At 74.5% G+C, this 10,032-nt stretch carries 5 protein-coding genes; 2 read left to right on the plus strand and 3 right to left on the minus strand.

Features of this window, described 5'->3' with window-relative positions:
- Positions 1 to 80 precede the first annotated feature (80 nt).
- Both ACFHVL_RS22150 and ACFHVL_RS22155 read left to right on the plus strand, forming a co-directional pair.
- Entirely contained in the window at positions 81 to 1,475 is a 1,395-nt protein-coding gene (locus tag ACFHVL_RS22150) for a hypothetical protein (RefSeq protein WP_416630341.1), read from the plus strand.
- A gap of 9 nt (positions 1,476 to 1,484) precedes the next feature.
- Positions 1,485 to 3,911 (plus strand): hypothetical protein, encoded by a 2,427-nt coding sequence (locus ACFHVL_RS22155; protein WP_416630342.1) that lies wholly within the window; start codon positions 1,485 to 1,487, stop codon positions 3,909 to 3,911.
- Positions 3,912 to 3,918: 7 nt separating this feature from the next.
- Here ACFHVL_RS22155 and ACFHVL_RS22160 read toward each other — a convergent pair whose 3' ends face one another.
- Genes ACFHVL_RS22160 through ACFHVL_RS22170 form a run of 3 tightly spaced genes read right to left on the minus strand, consistent with a single transcriptional unit; the run spans position 3,919 to position 9,960 of the window.
- Positions 3,919 to 6,708: an AAA family ATPase gene (locus ACFHVL_RS22160; RefSeq protein ID WP_416630343.1), complete on the minus strand. Its 2,790-nt coding sequence runs from the start codon at positions 6,706 to 6,708 to the stop codon at positions 3,919 to 3,921.
- 18 nt (positions 6,709 to 6,726) lie between these two features.
- Entirely contained in the window at positions 6,727 to 9,453 is a 2,727-nt protein-coding gene (locus ACFHVL_RS22165) for a helix-turn-helix transcriptional regulator (protein WP_416630344.1), read from the minus strand.
- Positions 9,454 to 9,960: a hypothetical protein gene (locus ACFHVL_RS22170; RefSeq protein ID WP_416630345.1), complete on the minus strand. Its 507-nt coding sequence runs from the start codon at positions 9,958 to 9,960 to the stop codon at positions 9,454 to 9,456.
- Between the last annotated feature and the right edge of the window lie 72 nt (positions 9,961 to 10,032).

Here is a 10,032-nt window from a genome sequence, read left to right on the forward strand (position 1 = left end):
TCCAGCCTCGGTTCACGGATCCGCCCCAGAACTTGCGGACAGGCACGACCACACCGAGCCCGACAAAGGACGATGACAGCATGAGACGACGCACCTCGACGTACCGCTGCAGGCTCGTCCTGGTCGTCCAGTGCGTCGTCCTCCTTCTCGTCGCGGCCCCCGCCGCCGCGGCACCGGGCGATGGTCCGATCCCGCCACGCAGCGTCCCCGCCGAGACCGGCAAGTACTACGTGGCCGGCCCAGCCGTCGACGGCCAGCGAGAGTTTCTGTACGCCATCGCGGCCAAGACCCTCGGCGACGGCAACCGCTACCGCGAGATCTTCAGCCTGAACGAGGGCCGCCCACAGCCTGACGGGCAGCAGATGGTCGACGCCACCACGGTGGAGCCGGGCTGGATCCTCATCCTGCCGGCGGACGCCACCGGTCCGGACGTCCGGACCGGCGCGTTGCCCGAGCTCGCCGCGGCGGGAGGCCCGACCCCGTCGGCTGGTGGTTCCGGTGGCTGGTCCAGCACCGGGTTACGGATCGCGCTGCTCGTGCTCGCCGTGCTCCTGGTCGTCTGGGCCCGGGTGACACTGATGGCACGGCGGCGTCCGCGCCCACTCCAGGCAGCCGACCAGGCCAGTCTCCAGGCAGCCGACCAGGCCGGTCCCGTTGCCACCGGATCGGTCAGTCGGGCCGGAGCCGAACCGGAGTCAACCGACACGCCACCAGCGGCGGAACTGCCAGCAGCGGCGGAACTGCCGGCAGCTCCGGGCACCACGGCAGGCGGTCAGGTCACCCGGACAGTCACGACAGCACGACCGGTTACGCCCCTGCTGCCCGACCTCGACGCCGCCGCGTTACTGCCGCCCACGCGGCCGAACCCGTTCGCGACGCTGATCGCCGAGCTGAACTGCGGCGGCCGACCGGCCTGGGTCCGGCTGGTCGGAGCGCGACCGGCCCGTTGGGGCTCGGCGTACGGCTGGTTGCCCGACGGACGGCGACCACCGCCGGCGACGGCGGCACTGATCCTCGGTGAGCGTGACGGGCTGCGGTTGTGGGTGGACCTCGCCCACGCGCCGGACGCCCTGACCATTGTCGGTGATCCGGAGACCGCCCGCCGGCACGCGGTGACGTTGGTCGCCCAGCTCCGCGGGGACACCAACGTCGTCGTCGCCGGGGACGCGCTCGGCGATGATCTCCCCGACGTCGCCCGGTGGATTCCGGCAGTGGCGGACATCGGCGCGGACCGGTCGACCGCCCGGATGCAGGTGGTGGTCTGCTCCGCCGCAGACGCCCCGGCCTTGCGTGAGCCGCTGCGGCAGCTGGTACGCGACGGCCAGCACGCCGTACCGGTGATCGTCGGACAGGCACCGGCGGCACGGTGGTCGATCCGGACGGGCACCGCCGGCACCGGGCATCCCCCCGCCGAGACCGGTCGGGCACGACACGACCAGCCGTCGCCGGCGCCGTCGCCGGCGCACCGTCTCTAGCGAGGAACGTTGCGAACCAGCCAGCAGCAGCCCGAGTCGGTACCCGGGCCGGACCTGCCACAACCCGTTCCGGGCCTGCACGATCTCGTGCTGGCGACCACCCCGGACGGGGACCTGGCCCACCCGGACTCCCCGGACGCTGCGCTCAGCGCCGAACAGGTGGCCGACCACGCGCGATCGTCGATCACCGGCGGCGGCCACCTCCGCCTGCTCGTCGACGACGGGGCCCGCCACGAGGCACTCCTGGGCCTGGTCGCCGAACAGCTCGGCTGCGACGTGCTGGTCGCACCCACCGGCTCGTCGGTCGACCTGTTCAGCGGACCCGACGGCGCGGTCGGCGAAGCCGTCCCGGTCGACCGGGCCAGCGGCGAGGTCGTCGACTGGGCCCTGGTGCAGCCGGCCGGGCTGGTAACCACACTGCCCGGCTGGTTCGACCTGGCGGGCGGGCGGGTGCTGTCCCGGACCGGGCTGGCGACCCTGCCGCTGCCCGAAGGAATCGAATTCGTCGCCGGTGAGGATTTCGTGACACGTCGGGCGGCGGCGGCCCGGCTCGGTAGCGGACACCCCGACCTGATCACCGTCGCCGTCACGACCGGCGGCGGCGGGTTCCGGCTGCCGGCGTACGGGGTCGACGACACGACGGTCCCGGCGGGCCACGGCGGCCGAGACCTCGCCGCCGCGCTGTCGCAGATCCAGCTGTACGGCGGCGACCTGCGTCTGTGGCTACGGTGGCCGGACGACCCGGCCGAACGCCACCAGATCGAGACCGAGATCGCGGCACTGGCCGAAACGACCGGGACCACCGTGTGGGCTCCCGCCGCCGGCGGCGAGGCGGTGCTGCTGCGGGGTTGCCGGGACCTCGGTGCCCGCGACCGCGCCGGGAATGTGACCCGTTGGCAGGAGTACCGGCCACCCTATGCCCGGGTGAAGCCGCGCTACACCACCGACCTCGACGGGCGGCTGGTGCCGGCCGCTGGTCCGGCGGCCGGCACCCTCGACCCGGTGACGGTGGTCAGCACCCGACGGCAGTCACCCGCGACGCTGCGATCCCGGTACGCCGGCCTCACCGCGCAACGGGGCTGCACGCTGATCGACCTGTCCCTGTTGGACGACGGCCGTCTCGCGTTGTGCTACGTCGACGGCAGCTGCCTCGCCGTGGACGGCGGCGTCCTGCGGGCGCTGCTGGTCAACCTCGGCTGGGCCGGGGAGGATCTACTGCTGCTCACCCCGGTGACGCGCGACGCCGCCGACGGGCTCAGCGCGCACCTGGCCGTCCTCGAAGCTGAACTCCGCGTCGAGATCTGGTCGCTGCCCCCGGGGGCGTCCTTGGTGGTACGGGACGGGCTGGCCCGCGCCGTCGACGGGCAGCGGCGGCCCGCCGCCTGGCTGCGGACGGGCCGACCGGGACCTGCGCAGGCCGGCAGCCGGTGGTACACCGACGACGGCTGTCTGCTGCCGGTCCGCCGGGATGCCGAGCGGCCGACCGCACCCGCCCCGGCACCGCTGCCGGCCGCTCCCGCCGCCACCGCACCGCCACCGCACCGGGTGTTGCCCGCGCCGAGCCCGCATCGGGTGGCCGTGTCCAGTCGGGTCGGCGTCACACCCGGCGTCTCCTGGGTGCCGGACAGGCCGCTGGCCAACACGGAGCCGGTCCGGCTGTGGCTGGCCTGCCCATGTCCGCCGGGCCGGGCGGCGGTCGAAGGAATTCCGACGGCGAGCCTGTTCCTGGTCGGCGATCTCGATGGCGCGCGGGTGGCCCGGTCCAACCCGGGTAGGTACCTGCTGTGCCTGCACGTCGGTGCCGGTAGCGCCATCGACTTGAGCCGGCTCGCTGAGGTGCCAGCCGAGGTGCGGCGTGGGCTCGGTGGCGGGGGCGACGAAACGGGCCGGTTCCTGCTACCGGCTGCCTGGCTCGACCAGGTCCGTCTGCTGGCCGGCTACCGGGTGGACGACCGCGGCCAGCCGCATGGGCAGGTGGAGCTGCCGGCAGAACCGGTGCTGTTGCGCTGCACCGGTGCTTCGCACGGCGTCGACGGGCTACCGGACGAGGCCGTGCGCTGGCCGGGCGGCGGACGCGCCGGGCACGCCTGGGTGGTCCTGCCGGAGACACCGGGCGCGTTGGCGGGCGAGGTCCTCGAAGCCTGGCTGCAGCGTCCTGCGGTACAAACCGGTCATCGGCTGGCCCACGTGCGACTCGCCGCCGGCACGGCCATCGACGTATCGGCGAGCGCCGCCGTACTGGTCGGACTCGTCTCGGTCCGCAACCGCCTGCCCGAGCTGCTCGTGGCCGGAGTCGACCTGGTGCTGCCGCCCGCCGCGTACCACCAGGCCCGGGTGGACCAGATCCGGTACGCCGACGGCGACCGGTGGCGCCACCGGGGCACCCGGCTGGTCGACCTGCCGCTGTCCGCCCTGTTCGAGTCGGATCCGTCCTGACTGCCGCTCAGTCGACGCGGTAGTCACCGACCAGCACCGCCGCCGCCAGCTCCACCCGTGACTGGTATCCGGCCCGGGTGAACAGCCGCGAAAGCCGACCCTCCACACTCTTGGCGCTGCTCTGGGTGACCGCGGCGAGTTGCCGGTTGGACAGTCCCTCGGCGACCAACGCGGCGAGCAGTTGTTCGCCCTCGGCGAGAGTGTCGGCGCGGCCTGGCACCGCAACGCCGTGTTCGCGCATCGCCTGCCGGACCCGGGACCGGTGCAGAATCGCCCCAAGATCGTCGTACAGGTCGTACGCCTCGGCGAGCAGCTCCGGATGACGCCCGGTCCACCGGACCGCCCGTTCCAGGGCCCGGGCCAACTCATAGGGCCGGCCGAGGTCCCGGGCGAGTCCCACCACCTCGGCCGCCCGGGCAAGGTCATGGCCGGCGACGAGTCGCGCGCTGGCCGCCCACAGCCGCGCGGCGGCGCTACCCAGGGCGGCAGCGACCGCGGTGGCGGCTTCCGCCGCCGCAAGTGCGCCGGCCCGGTCACCGCCCAGCGCCGCCAGCTCAGCGGTGACCATCCACAGTTCGTCCGTGCCGATGAGCGCACCGGACCTGGCGGCGGCGGCGAGCGCGGCCTCGGCGATCCCGGCGGCTGCCTGGGCGTCCCCGAGAGTCAGCTCCACCTCGGCCGCCGCGCTGGCCGCCAGGTGCGTGAGCGGACCGGCGAGGCCGCGCGAGGCCCGGAGCATCGCGCGGGCCCGCATCGGCCAACCTCGGCCGAGCAGCACCTCCGCACCGGCCCGGTGCACCAGCGCCGGAGCCGGCAGGCGGCCCGCCGCCAGGCCAGCGGCGACGCTGGCCTGGGCCGCGTCGAGCGCCGCGGTCCATCGCCCGCGCTGCCAGTCGGACAGACAACGCTCAGGTGCTGGCAGATCGGCCCAGTTCAGACCGGCCTCGACGAGAACCGCGTCGGCGGCGGCCGAGTCGCCGACGGCGACCGCGAGACGGTATCGACCGAGAGCGGCGGTCACCTGCCGGCGGCGGTCACCGGGCGCAGTTGTCGACGCCGACAGGCCCGAATCCGCAGGCGCGTAGAGCGACCGCAGGTCATCCGGTGCGCGCCACGTGCCGGCCCGGCCGGTCGCCACCGCGACCTGGGCGGTGATCATGTCAGTCAGTGGATCCGGCGAGCCGAGGAGGTCGACGGGCGACATCACCGGCGTCGCGCCCGGGTCGGACCCAGGATCGGAGTCGGGCGCAGCAGCGCCTGCAAGCAGATCGGCCGCCTCGGCCCAGCGGTCCAGCAGGCCCAGGGCGGCGGCCCGGGTCGCCGTGGAAGGCCGCGGACTCCCCGGACGCCAAGGCTCGCCGGCCGCGACGGCCTGCGCTGTCCCGGCGTCGTCGACCCCGGCGACGCGGACCAGTTCGAGCAGCTCCGCTTCCTGGCGGGCCGCCGGGGACAGCCAGCCGATCTCCTCGCCGAGCAGCCGGGTCAACGGCGGTCGGGCCGCCGCGCCACGGCCGGCGTGCAGGGCCGCGGCGGCCTCGGCGAGCAGTGCCTCGACCCGGTCCTGCGGCGCCGCACTGAGTTCGGCGGCCGCCGCCCACCAACGGGCAGCCGACGTCGGGCGGGCGGCCTCCGCGACCTGCGCGCATTCCCGTAGCAGGGCCGTCGCCCGGTGCGGGTCGACCAGACGCCCGGCGATGGCGGTCTGGTCGGGCAGGAAGCCGGGTTCGGCGCAGGACGCCGCACCGGACCAGATCGCCTCGACCGCCACCTGAGCCAACCGTCGCCGTTCGTACGGCCCGAGGCACGCGGTGAGGGCCACCGCCACCGCCGGCACCGTGATCCGCCACCCGCGCCGGCACTCGTTCGCGACACCCGCTGCCCGTAGCGCCGCCAGATCGTCGTCCACCTCGGCCGACGCACGGCCGGTCGCCCGGGCGGCCAGCGCCGGTACGGCCGAGCCCAGCGGCTGTAGCACCGCCACCGCCCGGGCGGTGGCGAAGGCACCGACGGTGAGCTGGCGTACCGGGTCCAGCAGCGGGTCATCGGCGGGTATCCCCGGGGTGGCCGCCGGGTCGATCAGATAGGCCCGCCGGTCCAGCACCCGGACGGCCGGCGATCCCTGGTAGCCCCGCGCCGCGGCGAGCAGCGCGGCTGGCCGACCACGGCTGAGTCGGCGCAGCTCGCCGCGAAGCGCGCCGTACGGTGTCGCGTTCAGGATCTCCGCCGCCAGCGTGTCCGCCTCAACCGGGGTCACCGGGCGGACCGCGACGATCCGCACCAGTCCTGCCGCCCGCAGCCGGTGGAACGCGGCCGGCACACCGTCGGCGAGGTCGGCACCGGATCCGGACCGTAGCGCCGCCACGCAGCGCACCTGATTCTCGTCCGAACCATGCAGTGCGGCAAGCAGGGTGGTGGCCGAGTGCGGGTCGACCCACTGGGCGTCGTCGATGAAGACGGTCAGCCCACGGTGGCGGCGCAACGCCCGGGAGAGTGTCGCCGTCGACGGCTCCACGGTGCCCCGACCCCGGCCCGCGGCGAGACGGGCGGGCAGCGGCGCGAGGTTGGCGAGCACCCGCCCGGCCAGGTGCCAGGGCTCGTCGCGGTCCTCAGCGGCCAACCGCACCTCCAGGACCGGCCCACCGGCCGCCTCGGCCGCCTGCCGCAGCGCGCGCAGCGCACGCGTACGCCCGATCCCGGGTGGACCGACGAGTAGGGTGAGCGGTGCGGTACCAGGCCCTTCCGGACCGGCAGGTCCGGGTGGCGGGGCAGCGACGGCCGGTGCCACAGTTGCCATCATCGGGCGTCTCCCGTCGGTTCAGGACGCGAGGTCCAGGTTGTCGGAGGTGATACTCGCCGCCGCCAGTTCGACCCGGGACCGGCAGCCGGTCCGGGCGAACAGCCGGGTCAGATAGTTCTCGACGGTCTTCTCACTCATCCGGATCGCAACTGCGATCTGCCGGTTGGTGCGTCCGCTTCGGATCAGCTCGATGATCTGCGTCTCGACCGGGCTCAACGCCGTCCGTGGCGCACGGCCCCGGGGGCGGCGTACGCCACGGGAACGCATCGCGTCGGCGGCTGCGGCGCGCAGCCCTGGCGCACCGATCTCCTCGGCCGTGTCCAGCGCGTCGACCAGCCACTGCAGCGGATCCCCGACCACCCGGCCGAGGTCGAGAGCGGCGTAGCCAAGCCCGACGCGGTCGCCCCGGGTCCGGATCAGGTCGGTCGCCTCGGCGGCGGCGGACGGGTCCGCCGTCGTCAACGCCCGCAACATGAGTGCGGTGCCCCGATCGAGTGCGGTGCCCCGATCGACGACGCTGCCGGTGGCGGTCCGCCGGTCCACCAGGCCTCCGAGGTCCGCCCCGACCAGCCCGGCGATCTCGGCCCCCCGCCCGGCCAAGCCGAATCGGGCGGCGATCCCAGCGGCTCGGACGAGCAGCCGGTCGAGACCAATCCGGCTACCGTACCCAAGTTGCCGGCTGCAGGCCCGGTAGGCCGCGTCGAGCTGCCGGTCCGCCTCGGCCGCGGTGCCTGGCTCGCCGGCCGGGCCGTTCGCCACCCACCAGCGCAGCGCCGCGTACGGTGGCTCGTCGGGGACCGACGCCAGCCAGGCCGCCGCCTCCTCGGATCGGCCCTGCAGCGCCAGCGACTCGGCGGCCCAGAGCCGGGCCAGCCGGCGCGGCACGGGCGCCTGGCCACCGGTCAGCCCGACCTGCCTGGCCGCGGAGACGACACCGGGCAGGTCGCCCCGGGCCCGGTTGACCAGCATGCGGTGGTACGCGGCGAGCGGTCCGTCGCTCGGCACCCGGTACCGCTCGACGCCCAGCACCAGTTGGAACACCTGGGCCAGGTCGCCCGCCGCGCCTGCGACGAGCAGCTGGTCGCCATCGGGCAACCGTTCGGTGTCGCCATGCTCGGCTACCGAAATGTCGCCGGTGCCGCACGCCCAGCCGGCATACGCGAACTCGGCGTCGGTGACCAGCGGCGGGGTACTGCTCCCGGCCGCGGTGCCCTTCGATCTGCTCGCCGGCATGTTGGCGGTGGTGGGCGTCGCGGTGAGCCACCGGTCCACCATGGCCGGGATCGCCCAGCCGGCCGGGGGATGGCGCAGAACCCCGGCGACCGGTACGCCGGTGTGGAGGGCGGCGAGCGCCCCGGCCGCCGCGAGGCCGGCGTGGTCAGCGGCCGGCACCACCCGCACCACCTCGCCGAGACGGGCGAACTGGCCGGTGCGGACCAGCAGCCGCAACAGCCGGGCGAGGATGTCCGCACCGGCCGGTCCGCCACCGCTGTGCCGCAGCGCGGCGCCCAGCCAGTCGGCGGCCCGGTCCGGCTCCCGCTGCATCGCCTCGGTCGCCGTGGCGACCAGCGCGGACGCGGTCCGGCGATCGGTTGGCAGGGTACCGCCGGCCGACGTGACATGGTCGGCGAGAACCGCACGGTCCGCCGGCAGGCCGGAACCGGACCGGCGGAGCATCGCCGCCGCGTACGCCCGATGCAGCCGGGTCACCGGCCCGGTGCCGGCGTCCGCGACCAGCCTGGCGGCCAACGCCGGACAGCTCGGACTGATCACGTCGCCCGGCTCGACCAGCAGCACCCCGTCGTCGACCAGCCCGTCGAGGATCCAGCCGGCGTCGTCGACCCGGCCGAGTGTCGCGTCGGCGAACAGTGGCAGGTCGCCGACGTGAAACCGGGTGACGGCGGCCATCGTGGCCAGGCGTACGGCCGTCACGCCGCGCCGCCGCGCCGCCGCCATCAGTGGGTGTTCGGCAGCCAGGCGAATCGGTACCTGCGGATCCAGCAGGCACAGGTGGCCGCCGGCGACGACAAGCCGCCCGGCGCGGACCAGTTCCGTGGTGGTCTGGAGCACCGTCGCGGGGTTGCCTACCAGCGGGCCGAGGGCGGCACCGAGCAACGGCAGCACGGCTTCGTCGACCGGTACGCCGTGCCGGCGGGTGAGCATCTCCCGTACCGATGCGGTGTCCAGTGGGGTCAGTTCGGTGACGACGTCAGCGACAGCGGCGAGGCGACCGGTGGCGGCCCGGCTGGCCGCCACCACCAGGCAGTTGTCGCGCACGGCGGCGGCCAGCGCCGAGATGAGCCAGGGGGCGTCGTCGGCGTCGTCGGCGATCAGCACGGTCGGCGTCGTCCGACCGATCAGCCCGAACGCGGCGGCGGTCTCCTGGGCGAGTACGGCCAGTCGGCCGGGCGCGGGTGATTCCGCATCCGCACAGAGCGCGCCGATGGCACTCATCGGCCCGGCCAGCAAGGGGTTGGCCAGTTGACCGTACTGGTCACGCAGCACGTCCAGCAGCACGGCGTAACCGTCGACCGCGCCGCAGCGGGCCGGTGGCTGCGGCACCCGCAGTACGGCGGCACCGGCGGCCAGCCAGGCGTCGCTGGCCGCGTTCAACAAGGCGGTCCGGCCGCTGCCCGCCGCCCCGGTCACCAGCGCGAACCGGCCGCCGACCGATGCCCGTCGAAATGCTTCGTCAAGGGCACCGAGCTGCGTCTGCCGGTCCGCCACCACCTGCTTGCGCTGCATCTAGGCCCTCCCGGCGGGCCGCGCGGCGTCCGACCGGCTGGGACTGGCACCGGCTGCCCCGTCATCCCGGATCATCAGGAGGATCTCACCGGCCGTGGCCAACGATCGGAGGTATCCGTCGTCGTCGACGGTCTCCAACCAGACGGTCCGGCCGGCGACTCGCTCCGGTCTCGGCCGATCGGCGAAATGGGCATCGACGAGGATCAGCGGAACCTCCGGCGACCATGAGGCGGGCACCCGCGTCGGCACTGGCTCGTGGAGAAAGTCCTGTTGCTCCTGCGATGTCAGACCGCTAGGGCCGTATGCGGCGAGCACCCGCTGCTGCAGCCGGCTGCGGATCTGTCCGGCATGCGCGATCCGGGCCCGATGCCGCAGCTCCGCGGGGATTTTCAGGTAGCCGTCGATCAGGACGTCGAGTAGCAGCTCCGGTTCGTCCGCGACGACGTGGCACCCGCCGGTGGCGTACACCATCCGGTAGCGCCGTTGCCAGTTGTCCCGCTCGACCACGGGTGCTCACCTCCGCGCGGCCGGTCCGGGTCGCTGGCCACGCCTCTGGAACGAGATTCAGGGGCGATCCGT

Source organism: Micromonospora sp. LOL_023, from assembly GCF_048060115.1.
Lineage (GTDB): Bacteria > Actinomycetota > Actinomycetes > Mycobacteriales > Micromonosporaceae > Micromonospora_E.

What these genes read in the sequence shown, in the direction of transcription:
- ACFHVL_RS22150 (WP_416630341.1), top strand. Translation starts at nt 81, where the DNA reads ATGAGACGACGCACCTCGACGTACCGCTGCAGGCTCGTCCTGGTCGTC.
- ACFHVL_RS22160 (WP_416630343.1), bottom strand. Translation starts at nt 6,708, where the DNA reads ATGATGGCAACTGTGGCACCGGCCGTCGCTGCCCCGCCACCCGGACCT.
- ACFHVL_RS22165 (WP_416630344.1), bottom strand. Translation starts at nt 9,453, where the DNA reads ATGCAGCGCAAGCAGGTGGTGGCGGACCGGCAGACGCAGCTCGGTGCC.